A 20,007-nucleotide genomic window follows, 5' to 3' on the forward strand; every position below is an offset into this window, starting at 1 on the left:
GGCATGACGGATGTGAAGCGACGGGCGGCGGGCTGGTACCGCCTGCCGGTGACCGACGTGACCCACCTGACCGACGACGCGGTCGCCCTCACTCTGCACGTCCCACCCCCGCTCGCCGACACCTTCGCCCTCCGGGCGGGACAGCATGTGACCGTCCGCCATGTACTGAACGGGCGGGAACTGCGGCGCAGTTACTCGGTATGCCTGCCGCCCCGGTCGCGTTCCGGCCTGCGCCTGGTGGTCAAGCGCCTGGGGTCCGGCGGCTTCGCGGAGTACGCCACGACCGCGCTGACCGTGGGGGACACCCTCGAACTCGGGCCTCCCACAGGCGAGTTCCAGCTCGCGGCGCGCCCGGGAGCACACCATGTGCTGATCGCGGGTGGCAGCGGAATCACCCCGCTGCTCACCATGGCGGCGGCAGCCCTGCGGGAGGACGCCGCCTGCCGGGTCTCCCTGATCTGCGCCAACCGGGACTCCGGCTCGGTGCTGCTCGCGGACGAACTGGCCGACCTCAAGGACGCGTACCCCGCACGGTTCTTCGCGCTGCATGTGCTCTCCCGGGAAACGCGGGAGTCCGCACTGCTCTCGGGGCACCTCGACGCCCACCGGCTGCCCAAGCTGCTGACGCTCCTGGGCGCCGAGCCAGGCGGGGAGGCGTACTTCTACCTGTGCGGGCCCTGGGCGCTGGTCGACTCGGCCCGCCGCACGCTCACCGAGTGGGGCACCCACCCGGACCGGGTGCGCCTTGAGCTGTTCACCACGGGCGAGCAGGCCCATGACCGGGCCGCGCCGCCGGACCGGCCCCGGCCCGGCCGGATCACCGCGCGGCTCGGCGGCCGGACGACCGTGACCGCCATGGCGGCCGAGGACCGGGTGCTGCTCGACGCGGTACTGCGGGCCCGGCCCGAGACCCCGTACTCCTGCCGCGACGGTCTGTGCGGTTCCTGCCGCGCCCGGGTGACCACGGGCCGGGTCACCCTGGGCCGCCAATACGCCCTCGGTGCGGCGGAACTCGCCGCCGGCTACACCCTGGCCTGCCGTGCGCAGCCCGCCTCGGACGAGGTCGCCCTCGACTTCGACGCCTGAACCGCGTCCGCCCCCTGCCCGGCCCCCGGGCTCCCGCCATGTCCCCGAACAAGGGTGAAACCCCATGCCCCACCCCACTCCCGAACCCACCACCCTGCCGGAAGACGATGCCCTCCTGCCGTTCGAGGGACCGTCCCCCTACGAGAACTACATCCACGCCTCCGTGCTGTCCTCCCTGCAACAGCCCCTGACCGACGCACCGGAGGAGATGCCGTTCCTGGTCACCACCCAGGTGATGGAACTCTGGTTCACTCTGCTCGTCCACGAGGGGCGCACCGCCCGCGATGCGCTGCGGAAGGACGACTACGACGCGGCGATGGACGCCCTGCGCCGCAGTCTCCGTGCCCACCGCGCACTCAATGCCTCATGGGCACCGATAGCAGAGCTGACTCCACGTCAATTCAACGGCTTCCGGGCCGCGTTCGGCCGGGCATCCGGATTCCAGTCGGTGATGTACCGGCACCTGGAGTTCCTGCTCGGCGACAAGTCCGAGGCGATGACCCGCCCGCACCGCGGCCACTCGGCGGTCCACGCGGAGCTGTGCGATTCACTCACCCAACCATCCCTCTACGACGCGGTGTTGGCCTACCTGCACCGCCAGGGCCTCCCCGTCCCCGCACACGTCCTGGAACGCCCCCCGGCCACGCCGTACGAACCCGACCCCGGCGTCGAGGAGACCTGGCGACGGATCTACGCCGGCCCCCGGCACGACCCGTTGCCGGCCCTGGGCGAAGCCCTCACCGACCTCGCCGAACTGGTCCAGCGCTGGCGCACCGACCATGTGCTGGTGGTGCGCCGCGCGATGGGCGCCAAGACGGGCAGCGGCGGCTCCTCGGGCCTGCACTGGCTGGAACAGCGCGCCGCCCGCCCCGTCTTCCCCGAACTCTGGAGCGCCCGCAGCCTTGTCTAGGGGCGCGAAAGCGCGCCGGGGAATCCCTGCCTATCCGAGCGAGCCCTTCACCTGAGATGTGTCTCCGGCGGGCCGCGGTCCGTGGACGTACTGGTCGGCCCAGGCACTGATGATGCGGGCGGCTCGCTGTGCTTGTCCTCGGGCGGTCAGGAAATGGTCCGCCCCTTCGAGTGAGACGAAGCTTCGCGGGTGTCGTGCCTCGCGGAAGATCTCTCCGGCGTTGTCGATGTCGACGGTGTTGTCGGTCGGCGAATGCAGGACGAGTAGGGGCAGGTCCAGCTCGCCGATCCGGTCCCGCAGGTGAGCACGGCGGACGTCTTCGACGAAGGCGCGCTTGAGGACCAGGGTCCGCCCGCCGACGAACCACTCGTGCGACCCATCGCTGAGCACGCGATCCACGACCGCGTCGTACTGTCGCTCGACGTGGCTGGGATCGACCGGCGCCCCGATCGTGGCGACCGCGCGGACGCCGGTTGCCTCGGCCGCCGCGGCGAGGACGGCGGCGCCTCCCCACGAGTGCCCCACCAGCAGGTCTGCCGGAGTCCCCCGCTCCGCCATCATGGCTGCGGCACGGATCGTGTCCTGGACCTTGACGGTGAAGGAACCATCCCCCCAGTCGCCGTCGGAGTCCCCGATCCCGAGGTTGTCGAAGCGCAGCATGCCGATCCCCTCGCGGGCCAGCTGCTTGCTGACGCGCGAGGCGGCCGGCGAGCCCTTGCCGAGGGTGAATCCGTGCACGAAGATCCCCCAGCCGCGGATCTCGCCGTCCGGCAGGTCGATCGCGCCGGCCAGTTCGGGGCCGACGACGCTCGGGAATCTCACTTTTTCGCTCATGTTCTGATCACCTAGGCAGGGGCTGTTCGTGGAGCAGGGAAGACAAGAGTGCCACTGACCGGCGCCCCGCGCGCGCTCCGGGCAGGGGAGCGGCGAGCGCGGTGCCTGCCGTGATCGGCGTCAGGCGGTCGGCTTCTGGTCAGAGGACTGCTCGGAGGACTGCTCGGTGGTGAGCAGTGCGGTGATCTCCTTGGCGAGGTGCGGGCCGAGCTCGCCCCAGCCGTTCTTGTAGCCGTAGACGCCGGCCAGGGTGCGGGCCTCGTAGTCGCCGTTCATGATCTCGATGTCCGTGGCCGTGATGAGCGCCGGGTGGGCGACACCGACGGCCGCCGAGATCTTCATCAGCTCCTTGCGGAGGGTCCGCAGGTAGACGGCGGCCCGGGTGGCCTTCGAGGCCGGGTCGAGGCCGCGGGCCAGCCACGGGCTCTGGGTGGCGATGCCGGTGGGGCACTTGTCGGTGTGGCACTTCTGCGCCTGGATGCAGCCGATCGACAGCATCGCCTCACGGGCCACGTTGATCATGTCGGCCCCCAGAGCGAAGGCGACCGCGGCGTTCTCGGGCAGGCCGAGCTTGCCGGAGGCGATGAACGTCAGGTCGTCGGTCAGCCCCCGCTCGGCGAAGGCGCCGTAGACCCGGGAGAAGCCCATCCGGAAGGGCAGCGAAACCGAGTCGGAGAAGGTGAGCGGCGCCGCCCCGGTGCCGCCCTCGCCGCCGTCGATGGTCACGAAGTCGACACCACGGTCACCACGCGCCATCAGCGTGGCCAGCTCCTGCCAGAACTCCATCTCGCCCACCGCGCTCTTGATCCCGACCGGCAGGCCGGTCTCGGTGGCGAGCAGTTCGACGAAGTCGAGCATCGAGTCGACGTCGCCGAACGCGGTGTGCCGCGACGGGGAAGCACAGTCCTCGCCGAGCGGGATGCCGCGGATCTCGGCGATTTCCGGTGTCACCTTCGCGCCCGGCAGCATTCCGCCCAGTCCCGGCTTGGCACCCTGGGAGAGCTTGATCTCTATCGCCTTGACCGGGGCGCCGGCGACCACATCCTTGAGCTTGTCGATGTTGAAGCTGCCGTCCTCGTTGCGGCAGCCGAAATAGGACGTACCGATCTGAAGGACGAGGTCGCCGCCGTTGCGGTGGTGCGGCGAGAGACCTCCCTCACCCGTGTTGTGCAGGGTGCCCGCCAGCGCCGCCCCCTTGTTGAGCGCCGTGATCGCCGCGCCGGAGAGCGACCCGAAGCTCATCGCCGAGATGTTCACCACGCTCGCCGGCCGGAACGCCTTGGCGCGCCCGCGCGGCCCGCCCAGCACCTTGGCCGACGGCAGCAGGGCCTGCGGGTCGTGCAGGTCGGGCAACGCGCCGGCGAACGTGCGCTGCTTCAGGTACGCGTGCCCCTGCATGTGCTCGACGTCATTGTCGGTTCCGAACCCGAAGTAGTTGTTCTCCCCCTTCGCCGACGCGTAGATCCAGGTGCGCTGGTCACGGCTGAACGGGCGCTCCTCGTCGTTGGAGGTCACTATGTACTGCCGCAGCTCCGGCCCGATCGTCTCCAACAGGTACCGGGCGTGCCCGAGCACAGGGAAGTTCCGGAGCAATGCGTGCTTCTTCTGGACAAGGTCACGAGCGGCCACCAGTGCCAATGCTGTTGCGGTGGCCGTGGCGATGCTCCGGGCGCGCATGAACGTTCCTCTCCTCGATGCTCGACTCCATTGCCATGCGATGGAGCCGTCGTGCCGGACGTCGGACGGCAGGCACGACCCAGCGGTCGTCAGCGTTCGTCGGAGAACGCCAAGCGATCCTAGGGGCTCACCCGGAAAGAGGGTCGCGGGCGGGGTGGTCTTCCCAGCGGCGGGTGGTCCAGGCGCGTCGGATCAGGCTATGGGGTCCGCGACCGCCTCCTGGATACTGATCACCATGCGTACCGACTTGGACCACAAAGGCGTCCTGGTGACGTACGAGCGCGAGCTGCCGGGAGACCCGATGCGTCTGGGACATGTACGGGCCGCACGCCGAGGAGCACACTGCGGAACTCACCAGGCTCTTCGCCCACGAGCTCGGGTACGCGCCAGCAACCCTCACCGCCTATCGGGCCGCGTACGCCCTCACGACCTATCGTCCCCGCGGAGCTGTCCACGTCCCGGCCACTGCCCGATCCGCTGTTGTTCATGAGCGATGGCACAACTCCGTTCTCGGACACCCGGTCTAACCCAGTGACCACCTGCACCCCGGCGCACTGACATCCCGAAGGGCCACTTCCGCATGCGCACCTACAACGCCATCGCTGCTACCGCTGCCTTTGCCCTCTCCCTCGGCGCAACCGCCCTCGCGGCGTCGGCCGCCCAGGCAGTCCCGAGGGCCGCGGCCACCGTCGTCCACGAGGACGGCGAGCTCTGGTACAAGGCCGCCCCCGGTCAACAGAACAAGCTGACCGTCGGCGAAGAGATCGAACACCGCGGGGAGTTTGAGTCGTATTATGTCCTGACCTTCCACGACCGGTACGACGTCGCCATCGACGCGAGTGCGGCGAGCGCGGATGAGTGCACGTACCCCACGCGGGGCGATCGCACCGTGGTGCGCTGCGCGGTCGAGATCCCGCAGAACTCGGATGACTCGGACAGCTACGACGTCGACCTCGGCGACAAGGACGACACCGCGACACTCGAACCGGACAGCGACGCATGGGCCGGGGTCTACGGCGGCAAGGGCAACGATGTCCTCAAGGGGTCCGTGTCCGCCATGCTCCACGGCGACGACGGCGACGACCGCCTCGACGGCGGCGGCGGCCCGTTCGGCTTCGGCTCCTACGGTGGCTCTGGCAACGACACCCTCACCCACTGCGGACAGGACTGCTTCGGCGAAGCCGGAAACGACTCCCTGACCGGTACCGGCGAGGAGAACAACCTGCACGGCGACGACGGCAACGATGTCCTGCACGGCCAGGGCGGCGCCGACGTTCTCTACGGCGGCAAGGGCAATGACAAGCTGTACGGCGAGGCGGGTAACGACACGCTGTGGGGCAACAGCGGCGACGATGTCCTGTGGGGCGGCCCGGGCACCGACAGACTCTCCGGCGGGCCCGGCCGCAACGAGCTGCACCAGGAATGAGTGTTTCCTACGTCCTGGGGCGGCTGCGCTCGGTGATCGTCTTGAGCCGCAGCCGCCGCACCACCGCCGTTTCCCGCAACGCGAACCCCAGAAGCAGCACGGCGACGACCGCCCCGCACGCCACGGCACCGGTCAGCCCGTTCGACATCGCGCCTTCCAGCTCAGTAGGCACGGCCCGGGAGAACAAGGTTCTCACCAGGGCCAGAGAGTGCAGAGAACTTTTCCGGATTCCCGTCACATCTGCGTGCGCCGATCCGTCAGTGCTGTGAAGACGCCAAACAGGCCGAAGCGAAGGAGAGCAGCCATGACGAACACCACGCAGACCTCCATCTCCCGGATGCCCAACCCGGCCGAGTTCGTGCCCGAGTTGAACGACATCAGCGCCGCCCTCTTCCGGGCCACGGGCAACCACTCGGTGCCGCGCACCACGATGAACCTCGTCCACCTGCGTGCCGGGCAGATCGTCGGCAACACCTACCTGACGATCCTGAACACCGGCTTCCTGCGCAAGGCCGGGGAGTCCGAGGAGCGCATCACCGCAGTCTCCTCCTGGCAGGACGCCCCGTACTTCACCGACGCCGAGCGCGCCGCCCTCGCCTTGGTGGAGGCCACCCTCCAGCCCGCCCCGCACGGCAGGGAACGCGTCTCCGACGAGCTGTACGCCGAGGTGGCGAAGCACTACGACGAGAAGGCCCTGGCCACCCTGACCATCGCGATCGGCCAGATCAACTTCTTCATAGCCCTGGCAGTCATCGGCAAGCCGCAGCCGGTCAGCTCCCTCGCGGACGAGCAGTGGGACTGACCTTTCGGTCAGTTACAGGGGCCGCCCGAGATATTGTCAAGTTGCCGCTCGCAGCGGCGAGTTGGCCATCCGCGATGGCTCATTGCCCGCGGACGGCGTCCGTCGGCGCTTCGAGGTTGCGGGTCATGCGTCCGAGGACGCGGACGGCCGTGCCGTACTCGTCCTGGGAGATGCCGGCCGTGGCGCGTTTGCGGAACATGTCGACGCGCTCGGCGACGTGGGCCAGGCGCTGACTGCCTTCAGGGGTGAGGGAGAGCCGGTTCGGTGCGGGACGGGTCGCCCAGCCCTCGACGAGCACGGCGTCAATGGCGGCGGTCAGTGTGGGGATGTCGGCGTTGGCGGAGAGAGTGGCCCGTACTTCCGTGTCGGCGACCCGAGGCGTGTCCTGGATGACGTTGAGGACCTGCCAGGCGATCCGGGTGAGCCCGACCCCGTCCAGCATGTCGTTCATCTGGCGGGTGAGGGCTTGGTCCGTGCGGTTGAGCCAGTAGCCGATGGGCTTCACGATGATGCTCCTAGGGGCGAGGGCTGAAGTGTGCCTTGTATGGGGATCTCACTGATTCGCCGGGGCAGGGGTCAGGAGAGCGGGCCACTCCTGGCCGGCGGCCCAGTCGGCGAAGCTGTGCCAGCCGACTTCGGGGTAGTCGCGTCGCAGTCCGGCGACGTCGACATCGAGACCGACGGTGGTGAAGTACTCGAACATGGCGGCCAAGTCGGCGGATCGGGTACGGACTTGGGCCAGCGGGACCTCTTGGTGGGCGATCGGCCGGTCGGTGACCATCGCGAGGGTCTCGGCAATCCACCTGGGGGTGCATTCGTCGGAGGCGATGTCGATGCGGCGGCCGGTGAACTCGTCGCGGCGCTGGAGGGCCAGCGCCGCGAATGCGCCGATGTCGGTGGCGGGGATGAGCGTGAGGGGCCGGTCGGCAGGCATGGGCCAGGCGAAGGTGTTGTCGCGCAGCCCGTCGAGGGTCCAGTCGCTGGTGTAGTTGTCCATGAATGCCGCCGGGGCGATCACGGTCCAGGGAACGTCGGCTGCACAGAGGTATTGCTCGACCAGGTACTTGCTCTCGTAGTGCGGGACCGCGGTGCCGCGGTCGGCGTGCGCGGCGGAGGTGAGGACGATGTGCCCGAGGCGGGCGGCTGCTGCGGCGTCGACGAGGGCCTTGCCCTGCCGGGTTTCGGCGGTGGTGTCGGTGCCGAACGGCGTGGTGACCGCGAAGAGGGAGTCCGTCCCGGCCAGGGCGGCGCGGAGGGAGGTGTGGTCGTCGAAGTCGGCTCGGAGCACCTCGGCTCCGAGGCCGCGGAGGACCTCGGCGGCGAGTGAGTCGGGGTAGCGGGTGAGCGCGCGCACGTGGTGCCCAGCGGAGAGCAAGGCTCGGGCGGTGGCTCCGCCCTGGGCTCCGGTGGCTCCGGTGACGGCGACGGTGAGCATGGTTCCCCCAGCAGGTAGTATCGATGCGCGGCGCATTTACTGCGTCACGCAGCGAAGACTACGAGAAACTGCTGTGTCGCGCAGCGATTTGGAGTGTGATCCAGGTGACAGGCTCACGCCGGGCTCGGCTGTCCGAGGAGCTGTCGAGGGAGTCGCGCCGCTACCTGGCGGCATATGTGCTGTTCAATCAGGCCGTCGCCGATCATCTCGGGCTGCATCCGACTGACGTGCAGTGCCTGAGCCTGCTGACCGCCCACCCCGGGCCGCGCACGGTGAAACAGATCGCCGAGATGACGGGTCTGACCACGGGGTCGGCCACACGGCTGGTGGACCGGCTGGAACGCGGCGGCTATGTGGTCCGCGCGCCCGACCAGCAGGATCGGCGCCGGGTGCTGGTCACGCCGATGCCCGATCGCATCGCCCGCGTCACCGCGGTGTGGGACGACCTCGGCCCCGCCTGGCAGTCGCTGCTCAACGACCACACCGAGGACGAGCTAGAGGTGATCGCCCGTCACATGCGCCGGGCGTACGACCTCAGCCACGCCCAGATGCAACGCCTGCGGTCCCTGCCGAAGCCGGACTGAGCCCCTCGGCGGCACCCCACCGAGTCATGGTTCCGCTGCCCGGGCGGGCCCCGGAGTATGGTGTCCCGCCAGCACATCGCCACCGCCGCCGACAGCCGCGGCGCGACGACCTGGGACCCGCCCGGCTACCGCGCGGTGTACCGGAAGATCTGGTGCGGTAGACCTCGGGGCACGCAACGCCCGAGCCCCTCGCGGACTGCCCGGCCGACATCGGCCCGCTGCCCGCGGCGCCACCGGGATCGCGCAGGAGCGGATGGTCCGCGTGCGCCGCGTACCGCATCGTCGCAATCTGGACGCATGACGTGTCGGTGCGCGACGAAAGGTGGCCCATGAAGTTCGCAGTCATCGGCGGTACCGGCCTGATCGGGTCCCGGGTCGTGAAGAAGCTGAACACGGCCGGGCACGAGGCCGTGCCACACTCGCAGTCCACAGGTGTCGACGTGATCACAGGGCAGGGTCTGGCGGAGGCGGTGGCCGGCGCCGACGTCGTCGTGAATCTGACGAACTCCCCGACCTTCGACGACGCCTCACCGGCCTTCTTCCAGACCTCGATGGACAACCTGCTGGCCGCCGCCCAGAAGGGCGGGGTGGGCCATGTCGTCATCCTCTCGATCGTCGGCGCGGATCAGGTACCCGACCTCGACTACTACCGGGCCAAGGTCCTCCAGGAAGACATCCTCAAGGCCGGGCCGATCCCCTACTCGATCGTCCACGCCACCCAGTTCATGGAGTTCATGGACGCGATCCTGTCCTGGACCACCGAGGGCGACACCGTCCGCCTGCCCACCACCCTGCTCCAGCCGATCGCCGCCCAGGACATCTCCGACGCGGTCGCCGAAGTCGCTGCCGGGACCCCTTTGAACGGCGCCCTCGACGTCGCCGGGCCCGACGTCCTCCCCCTCGACGAACTCGGCCGGATCACCCTCGATGCCCGTCCCGACGGCCGCACGGTCGTCACCGACGACTCCGCCGGCATGTTCGCCGTCGTTCAGGGCGACGCTCTGATCGCCAAGGGCGACGCCCGTATCGCCCCCACCCACTACAGCGACTGGCTCTCCTGAACCAGCCGGCCCGCCACTGGAGGCCGCACCATGTCGAACGACGAGCCGGCAGCAGACAGCGCTGAGAGCCCACCGCGCTCGGAAGCCTGGAAGACGGCGCTCACTGTGCTGCAGTCGGTGAAGCCGCCGTCCGTTCCGGAGGAGGTGGAGGCGATGACGGTTGTCGTCGAGTTTCCTCCCGGCGATCCCGGCACCCCGCCGCACCGGCACTCGGGACCCGCTTTCGGCTACATGCTGGAGGGCGAGACGCTCTTCGAGCTGGAAGGCGAACCGGAGCGGGTGATCAAGGCCGGGGAGACCTTCTGGGAGCCGGGCGGCGATGTCATCCACTACCAGGACGGCAACAACCGCTGGGACTCCCGGAGCCGCTTCCTCGTCACCATGATGTGCGCACCGGGTCAGCCCAGGCTCACCCTGGTCGACGATGAAGAGCTGGCCCGTCGTGCACACCTGCGAGCTCCCCGTCCAGGCACCTGAACCCGCTGAGGCCGGATCCGCATGCCGAAACGCCCGGGACCATGATCGGTTCTGGGCGTTTCGGCATGCCCGCACAGCCGGTCGGGGCGTCTGGGTCCGCTCCGGCAGCTCATCGAGTCGGTGAACGACACCTTCAAAGGCCAACTCGACCTCGAACGCCACGGAGAGGGTGACTTGGCCGCCGCGGGCATGGGGGGACCTCGAAGTCCTCCCAGACGGTGGGGGCTGCTGTGGGCACGGTGTCGGCTCCTGGCGCTCGGTGGCTCCGATACCGGGCACTTTCCGCCGAAGTCAGGGGTTTGGTGATGCCGTGGATCCGCTGTACGGTCTGCGGCCGCACACCTGGATACTGATCACCATGCGTACCGACTTTGATCCCGCTGCCATGTCCCGCAACGAGTTCTACCGGCTGCTGACCGCCACCGTGGTGCCGCGGCCCATCGCCTGGGTGTCCACCACATCGGCGGACGGAACACACAACCTGGCACCGCACTCCTTCTTTACGATCGCCAGCGTCGCGCCGCCCGTGGTGCAGTTCAGTTCCGTTGGACGCAAGGACACCCTGCGGAACGTGGAGGCGACCGGACAATTCGTGGTGAACCTCGCGCCGGAGGGGCTCTTTGAGCAGATCAATGACACGGGTACGGAATTCCCGCACGGGGTGAGTGAATTCGAGGCGGCCGGGATCGCTTCCGAGCCGAGTCTGCGGGTCAAGCCGCCGCGGGTGGCGGGCTCGCCGGTGGCGTTGGAGTGCGAGGTGCACACCACGCTGGGAATCGGCGACGCGACCGTGGTGTTCGGGCGCGTGGTGCACGCGGTCGTGTCGCAGGAGGTGCTGGTCGACGGGCACCCGGAAATCTCCAGGATGAAGCCCCTGTCGCGGCTCGGGAAGGACGAGTGGGGGACGGTCGGCGACGTCCGGGAGATCTCCCGCATCCGTCACGCGGACTGGCAGGGGCCGGCGGGCGATCGGTAGGGGAGGGGAAGACGGGGAGGGGGAGGGAGACGGGGAGGGAGGGGGCCCGGGGGAAGGAATCGCCCCGGTTTCGTGGGCGTTCCACGTCGGTTTATCCGTAGGCAACTTATCGCCTATGACGGGGTTCGAGACTTTCGCATGATGGTTGTTGTTGCGACGGTGGTGCCAGTTCCGGTTCCGGCTCCGGTGCGGGCACCCGTGTCGGTCTCAGGGCCGGTGTCTGCCTGTGCGACGGATGACTGGAGTTGCTGTGACTGCTCTCGTTCCCGGGTGGAAAGCTTCATCCGTTTCCAGTGATTTCTCTGGTTCCCTGGCGACTGGTCTCCCGAGATCTGGTTCCGGTGGAGCGATGGCATCGGTCAGTCGGCGGTTTTCCTTTCGAGTGGTGGCTGCGGCGGCTGTCGCCGGGCCGGTGGCGGCGGTGTGCGGGCCGGGGACCGCGTACGCCGCCGACGGTCGGCAGGGGCTGCGGGTGATGACCTTCAACCTGCGGTACGCCTCGGATGTGCGGCCGCACTCCTGGGCCGAGCGCCGGCCCGTGGTGCGGGCCTTGCTGCGGCAGGAGGCCCCGCATCTGCTCGGGACGCAGGAAGGGCTGTACGGGCAGCTGCGCGATATCGGCGGGGATCTCGGAGCGCATTACGCCTGGGTGGGGACCGGGCGGGGCGGCGGGAGCAAGGATGAGTTCGCGGCCGTTTTCTATGATGCCCGGCGGCTCGCGCCGGTCGAGTACGACCATTTCTGGCTGTCCGATACGCCGTATCTGATCGGCTCGGCGACCTGGGGAAACACCGTCATCCGGATGGTGACCTGGGTCCGCTTCCGGGAACTGCGGGTCGGCGGCGAGTTCTATGTCCTCAATACGCATCTCGATCATGCGAATCAGTACTCGCGTGAGCGTTCCGCGGGTCTGATCAACGAACGACTGGGTGGGCTGGACCCTTCGCTGCCCCGAATCGTCACAGGTGACTTCAATGTCGCCGCGCACAAGAATTCCGTTTACGAGATGCTGCTCGACGGCGGTTCGCTCGTCGACAGCTGGGACACGGCCGCCGAGCGCAGCCGGCAGTACGCCACCTTTCACGGCTACCGGCCCCTGGTGCCGGACGGGGACCGCGTCGATTGGATCCTCACGTCTCCGGGGGTGCGTACGCGCCGCGCCACGATCAATACGTACTCCGCGCACGGGCAGTTTCCGAGCGATCACCTACCGGTGCAGGCGCTGCTCGATTGGTGATCGCGGGCAGGGGGCGTGGAGCCGTGGCCGCTGCTCAGGAGTGTGTCGGCCGTCGGGCTGCGGAGCCGCGGATCTGGAGACCGTCGAGAAGTTCCTGGGTCGCGGCGGCCACGGCGTCCACGGCCTGGTCGAACACCTCGCTGTTGTGGGCGGCCGGGGCGCGGAATCCGGAGACCTTGCGGACGTACTGCAAGGCCGCGGCCCGGATGTCCTCGTCGGTGACCTCGGGGGTGGTGGGCGGACGGAGCGTCTTGATGCTGCGGCACATGAGTCCAGTGTGCCTCGCGATGCCGGTGTCAGCCGCCGAGTCCGGTCACCCGCATGGTGATGTTGAGGCGGCCGTCGGCCAGACCGGACGCCGGGTCGCCGGTGCCCGGCCGGACCTTGGGAACGCCGTGGTACGCGAAGCGGGACGGTCCGCCGAAGACGAAGAGGTCACCGGAGGCCAGCTCGACATCGGTATACGGCTTGGTCCGTGTCTCGGTGTTGCCGAACCGGAAGACACAGGTGTCCCCGATGCTGAGGGAGACGACCGGCGCGCCGGAGCGTTCTTCCTTGTCCTGATGCATACCGAGTTTCGCCTGGTCGTCGTAGAAGTTGATCAGCGCGGTGTCCGGTGTGTAGCCATCACCCGCAGTGGGGTCCTGATACGCCTCGACCAGCGCGCGGCGGCCCAACTCGACCATCCAAGGCGGGAATTCGGCCACCCGGGCGCCGTTCACATCGTCGGCGGTGCGGGTGTACGCGTACGGCTGCCAGTGCCAGCCGATGCACACCGTCTGGACCGACATCACGCCGCCGCGCGGAAGCTTGGTGTGCCGGATCGGGGCCGGGCCGCGCGCCCAGCCACGGCACGCGGTGACCAGCTCGCGCTGCTGGGCCATGGTCAGCCAGCCGGGGACGTGGACGGCGCCGGGGGCGACTTCTCGCCGGCTGCCGTTACGGGCGGGGCTCTGGTCGGCCAGGACGGAGTGGTGTCCTCCGGACTCGCCGGAACCTCCCGCTCCACCAGTGCCGTCCGAACCTCCACGACCTCCGGAGACACCCGGCCGACCAGGTCCTCTGGCGCCCGCAGGCTCCGCGAAGCCCTCGAAGCCAGGAAGTGGCGTGCTCATCTGCTCCTGCCTCATCGCTACCTGCCTACAGCGTGCCATGGGGAGGAACCGGCGTCCTACGGGCCGGAAGCTGCTGGGTGACCCAACCACGGTCGATGGCCCAGGTGCCACCGTCCGCCGTGGCGCCGCGCATGCCGTGCAGCGTTGCCGGGCCCGCCAGGGCGGGGACACGGGAGTCACCGAGAGCCGCAAAGCCGAAGGTGCGGGCGGGGTCCCAGTCGGTGCTGTGCCGCAGCCGCCGGCTCATCTGGGCCCAGCCGACGGGCGCGGCGGCCACCACCCAGGCGTCCGGTTCCCCGGCGGTGAAGCGGTGGGCCGCACGTAGCCAGGATGCGGCGGATTCCGGCCAGTCGACCATGGCGAGGACCGGCTGCCGGCCGGCCGCGCGCCATGCTTCGGCGAACGCCGCCGCGGACGAGCGCGACGCCACGTCCCTGCTGTGCCCGACGACCACCGTCGCGATGCGCATACGGGGCGCGGTCAACAGGGCGAGGAGCGCGGCGAGTTCCGCCTCGGCGTGCGGGGCGGGGGAGGGGAGGCCACCATAGGCGGCCACCTCGGCGGGGGGAATGAGCGGTGAGGTCATCGGGAGGGATACCTGCGCGCCGGTCTCAGATGAGGGTGGGCTGGAGAGCGCCCTCGTGCGTGAGGAGCGCAATTTTGGCCTCGACGCCCGCCGCGTAGCCGCGCATCGTGCCGTCCGCCCCGATCACGCGGTGGCACGGGCGCACGATCAGCAGAGGGTTCGCGCCGATCGCGGCACCCAGGGCACGTACCTCACCCCGCGGCACTCCGAGCACGTCGGCAAGTCGCCCGTACGAGGTTGTGGTGCCGTACGGAATCGCCTCCAGGGCTCGCCAGACCCGCTTCGAGTCTGCGGGGCCGGGGGCGCCTCGGCTGGCGGAAATCGGACGTCACGGTTGTTTGCCTGCTCGGAACCGGCGTCCGGAGCCGCCGTCAGCTTGCCGGGCGCCAGGTACTTGAGGACGCTGTTCACGGTGGCGCTCAACTCCTTGCGCCTGGGTGCCGACCCGGAACCCGAGCCGGAACCGCCTGTGCTGCCGCCGCCGACCTCAAGTTGGCTTGCGCCACACGGAGATGTGCTTCGCGGAGTCCTGGGTGAACGGTGCCCCGTCCCAGTCCGCGACACGACGTTCCAGCTCGAGCCCAGTGATCCGTGCCATCAGATCGAGCTCTGCCGGCCAGGCATACCGGTGTCGGGACTCGCTGCGGCGGTAGCGGCCGTCGTCGCCGTCGCGGGTGAAGTGGTGCGAGACCAGAATCTGCTCGACGAGGTCGAAGGTGTCGAAGCCGAGATGCTGCTCAGAGACGTCGAACGGCACCGCAACCTGGCCGGGCGGCAGGAACCGCAGGGGCGGCACGCCCAACTCGATGACGAATCGGCCGCCGGGCGCCAGATGACGTGCGGCGTTGCGGAAGCACTCGACCTGCTCGTCCTGCGTGAGCAGGTTCGTGATCGTGTTGTAGACGAGATAGACCAGGGTGAACTCGCCGGCAACAACGGTGGTAGCCATGTCCCCCATGGCTACCGGGAGCATGTCCTCGTCGATCTTGTGCCGCAGCACCGCTGCCATGTGCTCGGACAGTTCAATGCCCACTACCGGCACGCCGCGTTCCCGGAGCGGGACGCCCACCCGTCCGGTCCCGATGGCGAACTCCAGTGCCCGGCCGGCTCCGGCAAGCTCGGCGAGGAAGGCAAGGGTCGGTCCGAGGACAGCGGTCGAGGACATCTCGGTCTCCTCGGCGTCGTAGCGGTCGGCGGTCGCGCTGGTCCACAGCTCACTGCTCGTCACGGGCGGCCACTCTGTCGGATGCCGCGGGGCGCTGTCGACGGATTTACCGTCCACCGGTTCCGATCACACGGTTCGGAGCGATCCGGTACAGACGCTTCAGGGAGAGCATCAATCCTGGAGTGATCCAACCACCTGGAAGGTCACGCCGTTAGGAGCCCTTAGGCCGCCTCGACAACCTCCGCTACCTCGGAGCGCACCGCCAACGTCCATATCTCCAGCAGCACCGCATACTCCGCCATGTCCTGAGCCGACCACGCCATCCCGCGCCGGGCGCGCACAAAGCGCCGGATCGATTCGTTGGCTTCGGAAGCAGGAACGGGCACACCTGTAGGGGCAGAAGGAGTTGGGGACATATGAGCAATGCTAGGGGCAGACACTGACAACGCGGCCCCGCGCGCAACGGCCTGCGGTCGGCAGCTGCTGCCCACGCTGCCGCGCCGACGGTCCCTCAACTTCCTGACCAGCACGGACCGTCGCCCCTCTGATCCATTTCCGCTGCCTCCATGTGTCCATTCCCACACGCTCCGCGGTCGCCCGGCGGCACGAACCGAAGCCGCGACACCGCTGCCCCTCAGTGCAGGAAGAGGCAGAACGGGTGCCCCGCCGGATCAAGGAACACCCGGACATCGTCCTGCGGCTGGAACGTGGCGCGCTGTGCCCCCGCCGCGACCGCAAACGCCTCGGCCTCGTCAAGATCGTCGACCCGGAGATCGAGATGGAGCATCTTCTGCTGCTGCTCGGGCCGTTCGGGCCACACGGGGGCCTGATACCCGGGCTCGGACTGGAACGAGAGCCCGGTACCGCCGTCCGGGCAGCGGAGCAGGACCCAGTCCGGTTCGCTGCATTTCACTTCCCAGCCGAGAAGTTGCCGGTAGAAGTCCGCAAGCGCATGCGCATCCGGGCAGTCCAGGACCACGGTCGCAAGCGAAATCCGAGGTCGCTCAGTCATCATCGGTTCCACGCCTCCCATCACTCCCGCCGTCCACCATTTCCGCCACCGGGCCCGCGGAACGGGCAAAGATCGGGCGAAGGGCGGGCGAAGATCTGGCTGCCGTTGTCCAGGATGAGATCCCGATCGGGTGACGTGCCGAGCCCCCCCGCCGGCAGCGGGGCGGACGGGCGCACCCCGTCGTCACCATCCGAATGGCCGGGCAAGGTCATGGGTGGCGTACCGGGAGGGGAGGCTCCTGCGGAGCGACCAGGAGTGAGTTGAAGGGGTTCGTGTTGGTCGCCCCCGGGGGCGGGCCGGCACTGGTACCGCACAACGCCTGCGCGACGTGCGCGTTCATGGCGGTGTCTATCGGGCCGGTCTGGGGAATGCCGTTCCCATCGAGCTTCTGATATCGCGTCAAATTGAAACCGAGCGACATTTGCCGTTGGCCGTCCGCACTGGACATGGACCAGGTCATGGCTCCCAGCACCAGGCCGTTGTGTCCCCAGAACTCTCCGCAGGGCAGGTGCCGGGTGAACAGGCCCAGGCCGTAGCGGAACGGGCTGCCCTCGATGGGCACCGTGGTCTTCATCTGCCGCAGCTGGGCCGGGGCGAGCAGTTCACCACCCAGCAGTGCACGGTAGAAGCGGTTCAGATCGGGCATGGTCGAGACGAGTGATCCCGCCGTTCCGGCCCAGGACGCGTTGTAGACGCTGAAGTCCCGCGGTGGGTTGTACCCGCCGTACGCGGCCTCGTACATCTTGGCGTGCGGCCCGGTGAGGTAGGCCGATCGCGGAAAGTATGTGTGCCGCAGTCCTGCCTTCCGGATGACGTGCTCGGTGATGTACGCCTCCGGAGACTTTCCGGTGCTCTTCTGTAGCAGGAGACCCGCGAGCACGAAATTGGTGTTGGAGTAGTGATGAGCCTCGCCCGGTTTACCCAACGGCTCGGCCTTCAGCCCCAGCCGGGCCAATTCCCGGGGATCGAACTGGCGGAAGCGGTTGGCTTCGATGCTGTCCGCCGTGGGGAAGATCGCCCCGGCATAGTCGCCGATGCCGCTGGTGTGGTTCAGCAGCATCCGGACAGTGATGGCCTGCCCGCGCTCCCCGGGAACGAGGCCGGGCAGATAGCGGCCTATCGGAGCGTCCAGCTCGATGTGTCCCTTGCTGACTTCCTGGAGGACGGCGACCGCGGTGAAGGTCTTGGTGATGCTGCCGATCCGGTGTCGCATCTGTGGAGTCGTGGGGCGCCCGGTGTCGACGTCGGCGACTCCCGAAGCGCCCTGCCATTCCGCGGCGCCGTCCCGCACCGCAGAGTAAGCGCCGTACATCCCTGCGTCATGGAAGGCCGTGAGCGTCGCTTTCAGGGCTGCCCGGTCGATGCCGGACCGGTGAGCGGTCCCGGCGGCGGTGGCGTTGCTTGAGTCCGTGGTCGGCGCCGTGGCGGCTGAGGCGGTGGTGGGAATCGTCAGCGTGAGTAAGGCGGCAGCAGCAGTGCCGGCCAGCCGCAGGCGCCGGCGAGGGGTCGTAACAGGCATGGATTCTCCGGGAGTTCAACATCTGAGTCAGCTTTCGACCTTCGCGGTCCCGATTCTCGCGGTGGGACAGCGGCCAGACGTCAACCCGTGGAACGACCTTGATCACAAGCCTGCATGACAAATGTCAGGTTTACGGAGGGTGGGTTTTGCGCTTCGTGTCGAGGGGTGGGCGGCGCGACGGCTGCCCCTTGGCACGCCTCAGCGATGCCTCGGCGGCAAGGGCTCCTCCGGTCCGGGAGTCGCGTCCCGGTGCCCTCCTCAGGCGCCGTGGGCGGGAGTGGGTGACGATGGAATGGCCGAGGTGCAGCGACGCGCTGAATGCGGCGGCGGGGAGCGCCGCGGAAGCACCTGCCCAGTTTTGTCGGGAGGCCCTGATGGATTACCCGGAATGCTATGAGCTGGTATTTCAAGCTCCCGCGGTGGAGGACGACGTAGTGATCGTCCACCGCACCGAGCGTGCGGGAGCGGGCGGGTATCCGGTCTACGAGGACGAATCGGGGATCGTACGCGCAGAGATCAGCGACCGGGGCGAGGTCCGGATGCTGGCCAGCGGCGGGCATCAGATGCTCCGCACGCCGCTGCTCGCGCGCCCCCTGACCCCGTGAGCTTCAGGAGCCCATCTGGCAGCTGGGCCTGCGCATCTCTGCACACACTCTGTAACGGCGCTCTCACGCTGTGTTGATTCTTGCCCTTGGTGACCTTCTGCGCTTCATCCGTCGCGGCGTGTGCTGATCGTCGCGATCCGGCCCGCGCGTCGGCTCCTGGGCGATTTTCCTCGCCGAGGAGCGGAAATCAGAGGCCGCGCAGATGGCCGCGCTTCTGCGGCGTTCGCCGGGCCTCAGGCTTTGATGTTTTCTCGCTGTCCTCGTTGCTTTCGCCGACCGCGCCGGGTTCGTCGGCCGTACCGTCGTCGAGATCGTCGTTTCCGGCGACGTCAGGCTTGGCGTCGGGTTCGGATTGCGAGGTGGGGGCGGTGGTATGGCCTGCGAGCACCGCCATGGCGCGTTCCAGCGTCTCACCGGTGACCTGCATCCGGATCCTGGCCAGTCGTTCTAACTCGGTACGCGACACCACGTCAGAGTACCTGCCGTCAGTTCAAACCTCGGCATGACACAAGAATGCGTGGCGACCGGGAAGTTGGCGATGGTCATTTCTCCAACCCCGGTTTCGGAGGGCTACTGGATTTCCCGGCTGTGCTGCTACGGGGTGTCGGAGAGGGCGCGGGAGACGGCTGCTTCGGCATGTAGTCGGGTGGTGGGGAAGGCCGGTACCGGGCTGTGCTCCGGCCCGATGAGCAGCTCGATCTCGGTGCAGCCCAGCACAATGCCCTCGGCTCCGGCGGCGACGAGGTCCCTGATGACGGCCATGAATGCCTGCCGGGATTCCTCCTGGACGATGCCCAGGCACAGCTCCTCGTAGATCACGCGGTGGACGGCACTGCGCCCGGTGGCATCCGGAACAAGCACATCCAGCCCGTGGCTTTCCAGTCGGCCCCGGTAGAAGTCCTGCTCCATGGTGAACGCGGTGCCCAGCAGTCCGATACGGCGCAGGCCGCGCGCACGGACGGCGTCGGCCGTGGTGTCGGCGAGGTGCAGCAGTGGGATGGTGACGGCGGCGGCTACTTGGCCGGCGACCTTGTGCATGGTGTTGGTGCAGATCAGCACCATGTCCGCGCCGGCTGACTCCAGCGCCCTGGCGGCGTCGGCGAGGACTTCCCCGGCCTCGTCCCAGCGCCCTTCGACCTGTAGGCGTTCGATCTCTGCGAAATCCACGGAGTAGAGCACGCACCGCGTGGAGTGCAGGCCGCCCAGACGCTCGCGCGTCAACTCGTTCAGCAGCCGGTAGTACTCCGCGGTGGACTCCCAGCTCATGCCTCCGAGCAGCCCGATTGTCTTCATCGGGCCACTTTTGCACAGCGGGCGGGCCGTTGTGTCACCACCCCCGACCCGGGTGCTGAGAGGCCCGTCGATAAATCACTGCATTGGTATGGACATGTTCAACGTGGCGCCCATAACCTGAAGTTGGTCTAGACCGCAGTGCTTCCCGCGGTCGTGGTCATAGCCGTCGCCGCAGCCGTTGTTGCCGTCGTCGTGCCGCGTGTGTTG

At 68.6% G+C, this 20,007-nt stretch carries 24 protein-coding genes and 1 pseudogene; 10 read left to right on the forward strand and 15 right to left on the reverse strand.

Going from position 1 to position 20,007, the window contains the following annotated elements; all coding sequences use genetic code 11:
• Positions 1–3 precede the first annotated feature (3 nt).
• Both AC3EUV_RS04940 and AC3EUV_RS04945 read left to right on the forward strand, forming a co-directional pair.
• Complete coding sequence (locus AC3EUV_RS04940; protein ID WP_435602245.1) at positions 4–1,086, forward strand: 2Fe-2S iron-sulfur cluster-binding protein; 1,083 nt, start codon at positions 4–6, stop codon at positions 1,084–1,086.
• Positions 1,087–1,150: 64 nt separating this feature from the next.
• A complete protein-coding gene (locus AC3EUV_RS04945) occupies positions 1,151–1,996 on the forward strand; it encodes a tryptophan 2,3-dioxygenase (protein ID WP_432142208.1) in 846 nt (281 codons plus the stop codon).
• A 30-nt stretch (positions 1,997–2,026) separates the two neighbouring features.
• On the opposite strand, the gene AC3EUV_RS04950 is transcribed toward AC3EUV_RS04945, so the two are convergent.
• Both AC3EUV_RS04950 and AC3EUV_RS04955 read right to left on the reverse strand, forming a co-directional pair.
• Positions 2,027–2,830 carry an alpha/beta hydrolase family protein gene (locus tag AC3EUV_RS04950; RefSeq protein ID WP_432142209.1) on the reverse strand — a complete coding sequence of 268 codons (804 nt, stop codon included), beginning with the start codon at positions 2,828–2,830 and terminating at the stop codon, positions 2,027–2,029.
• Positions 2,831–2,950: 120 nt separating this feature from the next.
• Positions 2,951–4,507 carry an FMN-binding glutamate synthase family protein gene (locus tag AC3EUV_RS04955; RefSeq protein ID WP_435602246.1) on the reverse strand — a complete coding sequence of 519 codons (1,557 nt, stop codon included), beginning with the start codon at positions 4,505–4,507 and terminating at the stop codon, positions 2,951–2,953.
• A 580-nt stretch (positions 4,508–5,087) separates the two neighbouring features.
• Here AC3EUV_RS04955 and AC3EUV_RS04960 point away from each other — a divergent pair.
• Positions 5,088–5,933: a calcium-binding protein gene (locus AC3EUV_RS04960; protein WP_435602247.1), complete on the forward strand. Its 846-nt coding sequence runs from the start codon at positions 5,088–5,090 to the stop codon at positions 5,931–5,933.
• A 7-nt stretch (positions 5,934–5,940) separates the two neighbouring features.
• Here AC3EUV_RS04960 and AC3EUV_RS04965 read toward each other — a convergent pair whose 3' ends face one another.
• Positions 5,941–6,105 carry a hypothetical protein gene (locus AC3EUV_RS04965; RefSeq protein ID WP_432142212.1) on the reverse strand — a complete coding sequence of 55 codons (165 nt, stop codon included), beginning with the start codon at positions 6,103–6,105 and terminating at the stop codon, positions 5,941–5,943.
• A gap of 132 nt (positions 6,106–6,237) precedes the next feature.
• Between AC3EUV_RS04965 and AC3EUV_RS04970 the strand changes: the two genes are divergently transcribed.
• Positions 6,238–6,735, forward strand: a complete 498-nt coding sequence (locus AC3EUV_RS04970) for a carboxymuconolactone decarboxylase family protein (RefSeq protein WP_432142213.1) — start codon at positions 6,238–6,240, stop codon at positions 6,733–6,735.
• Positions 6,736–6,814: 79 nt separating this feature from the next.
• On the opposite strand, the gene AC3EUV_RS04975 is transcribed toward AC3EUV_RS04970, so the two are convergent.
• Positions 6,815–7,240, reverse strand: coding sequence for a MarR family winged helix-turn-helix transcriptional regulator (locus AC3EUV_RS04975; protein ID WP_435602248.1), 426 nt, complete (start codon positions 7,238–7,240; stop codon positions 6,815–6,817).
• Positions 7,241–7,288: 48 nt separating this feature from the next.
• Positions 7,289–8,170 (reverse strand): NmrA/HSCARG family protein, encoded by an 882-nt coding sequence (locus tag AC3EUV_RS04980; RefSeq protein WP_435602249.1) that lies wholly within the window; start codon positions 8,168–8,170, stop codon positions 7,289–7,291.
• 104 nt (positions 8,171–8,274) lie between these two features.
• Here AC3EUV_RS04980 and AC3EUV_RS04985 point away from each other — a divergent pair, with 104 nt between their 5' ends.
• From AC3EUV_RS04985 to AC3EUV_RS05005, 5 genes are all read left to right on the forward strand, one after another.
• Positions 8,275–8,754, forward strand: coding sequence for a MarR family winged helix-turn-helix transcriptional regulator (locus tag AC3EUV_RS04985; RefSeq protein WP_435602250.1), 480 nt, complete (start codon positions 8,275–8,277; stop codon positions 8,752–8,754).
• Positions 8,755–9,083: 329 nt separating this feature from the next.
• The gene (locus tag AC3EUV_RS04990) at positions 9,084–9,815 is read left to right on the forward strand and encodes an SDR family oxidoreductase (RefSeq protein WP_435602251.1); all 732 of its coding nucleotides are present in this window, start codon (positions 9,084–9,086) and stop codon (positions 9,813–9,815) included.
• Between the two features lie 30 nt (positions 9,816–9,845).
• Positions 9,846–10,292, forward strand: coding sequence for a cupin domain-containing protein (locus tag AC3EUV_RS04995; RefSeq protein WP_435602252.1), 447 nt, complete (start codon positions 9,846–9,848; stop codon positions 10,290–10,292).
• A gap of 358 nt (positions 10,293–10,650) precedes the next feature.
• Positions 10,651–11,268 (forward strand): flavin reductase family protein, encoded by a 618-nt coding sequence (locus AC3EUV_RS05000; RefSeq protein ID WP_432142288.1) that lies wholly within the window; start codon positions 10,651–10,653, stop codon positions 11,266–11,268.
• Positions 11,269–11,617: 349 nt separating this feature from the next.
• On the forward strand, positions 11,618–12,505 hold the full coding sequence (locus tag AC3EUV_RS05005; protein ID WP_435602279.1) for an endonuclease/exonuclease/phosphatase family protein: 888 nt from the start codon (positions 11,618–11,620) through the stop codon (positions 12,503–12,505).
• Between the two features lie 34 nt (positions 12,506–12,539).
• Here AC3EUV_RS05005 and AC3EUV_RS05010 read toward each other — a convergent pair whose 3' ends face one another.
• The 8 genes and pseudogenes from AC3EUV_RS05010 to AC3EUV_RS05045 all read right to left on the reverse strand — a co-directional run bounded on the left by AC3EUV_RS05010 (position 12,540) and on the right by AC3EUV_RS05045 (position 17,902).
• Complete coding sequence (locus AC3EUV_RS05010; protein ID WP_432142219.1) at positions 12,540–12,773, reverse strand: DUF2277 domain-containing protein; 234 nt, start codon at positions 12,771–12,773, stop codon at positions 12,540–12,542.
• A 28-nt stretch (positions 12,774–12,801) separates the two neighbouring features.
• Positions 12,802–13,470: an alpha-ketoglutarate-dependent dioxygenase AlkB family protein gene (locus tag AC3EUV_RS05015; protein WP_488187954.1), complete on the reverse strand. Its 669-nt coding sequence runs from the start codon at positions 13,468–13,470 to the stop codon at positions 12,802–12,804.
• Between the two features lie 175 nt (positions 13,471–13,645).
• Positions 13,646–14,206 carry a hypothetical protein gene (locus tag AC3EUV_RS05020; RefSeq protein WP_435602254.1) on the reverse strand — a complete coding sequence of 187 codons (561 nt, stop codon included), beginning with the start codon at positions 14,204–14,206 and terminating at the stop codon, positions 13,646–13,648.
• Between the two features lie 25 nt (positions 14,207–14,231).
• Positions 14,232–14,489, reverse strand: a pseudogene (locus AC3EUV_RS05025) (methylated-DNA--[protein]-cysteine S-methyltransferase); the annotation flags it as partial.
• 204 nt (positions 14,490–14,693) lie between these two features.
• On the reverse strand, positions 14,694–15,434 hold the full coding sequence (locus AC3EUV_RS05030) for a class I SAM-dependent DNA methyltransferase (protein ID WP_435602255.1): 741 nt from the start codon (positions 15,432–15,434) through the stop codon (positions 14,694–14,696).
• A gap of 158 nt (positions 15,435–15,592) precedes the next feature.
• The gene (locus tag AC3EUV_RS05035; protein ID WP_432142223.1) at positions 15,593–15,757 is read right to left on the reverse strand and encodes a hypothetical protein; all 165 of its coding nucleotides are present in this window, start codon (positions 15,755–15,757) and stop codon (positions 15,593–15,595) included.
• 248 nt (positions 15,758–16,005) lie between these two features.
• A complete protein-coding gene (locus AC3EUV_RS05040) occupies positions 16,006–16,383 on the reverse strand; it encodes a VOC family protein (protein ID WP_435602256.1) in 378 nt (125 codons plus the stop codon).
• 208 nt (positions 16,384–16,591) lie between these two features.
• Complete coding sequence (locus tag AC3EUV_RS05045; protein ID WP_435602257.1) at positions 16,592–17,902, reverse strand: serine hydrolase domain-containing protein; 1,311 nt, start codon at positions 17,900–17,902, stop codon at positions 16,592–16,594.
• 374 nt (positions 17,903–18,276) lie between these two features.
• Here AC3EUV_RS05045 and AC3EUV_RS05050 point away from each other — a divergent pair, with 374 nt between their 5' ends.
• Positions 18,277–18,507: a DUF6296 family protein gene (locus tag AC3EUV_RS05050; RefSeq protein ID WP_042153157.1), complete on the forward strand. Its 231-nt coding sequence runs from the start codon at positions 18,277–18,279 to the stop codon at positions 18,505–18,507.
• Between the two features lie 187 nt (positions 18,508–18,694).
• On the opposite strand, the gene AC3EUV_RS05055 is transcribed toward AC3EUV_RS05050, so the two are convergent.
• Entirely contained in the window at positions 18,695–18,973 is a 279-nt protein-coding gene (locus tag AC3EUV_RS05055; RefSeq protein WP_435602258.1) for a hypothetical protein, read from the reverse strand.
• A 128-nt stretch (positions 18,974–19,101) separates the two neighbouring features.
• The gene (locus tag AC3EUV_RS05060) at positions 19,102–19,800 is read right to left on the reverse strand and encodes an aspartate/glutamate racemase family protein (RefSeq protein WP_435602259.1); all 699 of its coding nucleotides are present in this window, start codon (positions 19,798–19,800) and stop codon (positions 19,102–19,104) included.
• Positions 19,801–20,007 lie beyond the last annotated feature (207 nt).

It is taken from the genome of Streptomyces sp. bgisy130, assembly GCF_057708345.1.